Annotated in this window: 1 protein-coding gene; it reads right to left on the bottom strand. The window is 65.1% G+C overall.

Going from position 1 to position 1,463, the window contains the following annotated elements; translation table 11 throughout:
* Positions 1 to 35: 35 nt before the first annotated feature.
* Entirely contained in the window at positions 36 to 1,349 is a 1,314-nt protein-coding gene (locus tag ACWEKS_RS49310; protein ID WP_452346600.1) for an IS256 family transposase, read from the bottom strand.
* Between the last annotated feature and the right edge of the window lie 114 nt (positions 1,350 to 1,463).

Genomic DNA, 1,463 nt, shown 5'->3' with positions numbered 1-1,463 from the left:
GAGAGATATTGTCAAATCCTGTGGATGACGTTGTTTCAGGCGACTTCCGTTGCGCCTGAACGGTCTCCGTCCTTTGGGGTGATGTCGATGGGTCGTTCGAGCAGTTTGCCCTTGTGGAACAGTGCCCCGTTGCGGACGAGCGCGACCAGATGCGGCGCGTTGACCGCCCGCCAGCGGGTCTGGGCGGCCTCGATCAGCTTGTAGGCCATCGCCAGCCCCGCCGCCCGCGAGCCCGGCCCCTTGGTGACCTTGGTTCGCAAACGCACTGTGGCGAAGGTGGATTCGATCGGGTTCGTGGTGCGCAGGTGGATCCAGTGCTCGGCGGGATACCGGTAGAACTCCAACAGCACATCGGCGTCACCGACGATCTTGGCGACCGCCTTCGGATACTTGGCGCCATAGTCGATCTCGAACGCCTTGATCGCCAACTGGGCCTTGTCGATGTCCTCGGCGTTGTAGATCTCCTTCATCGCCGCCAACGCGCCGGGATGCGCCGATTTCGGAAGGGCAGCAAGAACATTGGCCTGTTTATGAAACCAGCATCGTTGCTCGCGCGTCTCGGGGAACACCTCCCGCACCGCCTTCCAGAACCCGAGCGCGCCGTCACCGACGGCGAGCACTGGTGCCCTCATGCCGCGGCGGCGGGCATCGCGTAACAGATCCGCCCACGACTCGTGCGACTCGCGGAACCCGTCGGTCATCGCCACCAGCTCTTTGCGGCCGTCGGCGCGGACCCCGAGCATCACCAGCAGGCACAGTTTCTCCTGCTCCAGGCGCACTTTCAGATGAATCCCGTCGACCCACAAATACACATAGTCCACGCCCGAGAGGTCCCGGCCGGCGAAGGTGCGGGCCTCGTCCTGCCACTGACCGGTCAGCCGCGTGATCGCCGAGGCCGACAGTCCCGCGCCGGTACCCAGGAACTTCTCGAGGGCCGGGGCGAAATCGCCGGTCGAGAGCCCGTGTAGATACAGCAGCGGCAGCACCTCGGTGATCTGCGGTGACTTGCGTGCCCACGCGGGCAGGATCGCCGAGGAAAACCGTTGCCGCTCACCGGTTTCCGGGTCGGTCCGCTTATCGTTAACGCGCGGCGCGCGCACCGCCACCGCGCCAGCGGAGGTGAGCACCTCCCGCTCGCCATGGTGCCCATTGCGTACCACCAGCCGGTGCCCGTTCTCGTCGAGCTGCCCGGCGAAGCGAGCGATGTAGTCGGCGACCTCGGCCTGCAACGCCGCTGCGAGCATCCGCCGGGCACCCTCACGCACGATCTCGTCGATCGGCGAGCCGGACACTCGGCCCGCCGCACCGTCCTGATTGGACTCGGCGCCACCGTCGATTACCTTGAGCATGGGACGTACCTTCCCGCCCGGCGTTGGCGCGCCGAGTAGATCGAAACCTGTTGATTGTCAGATCATCCGGGAAGGTACGCCCTCCCGGTCATCCACAGATTTTGATCATTGCTC

The sequence above is a fragment of the Nocardia sp. NPDC004711 genome, assembly GCF_053601595.1.
This window is presented reverse-complemented; position numbering and strand designations above follow the sequence as displayed.

Excerpts from the sequence above, each read along its gene's own strand:
- ACWEKS_RS49310 (WP_452346600.1), bottom strand. The coding sequence starts at position 1,349 with ATGCTCAAGGTAATCGACGGTGGCGCCGAGTCCAATCAGGACGGTGCG.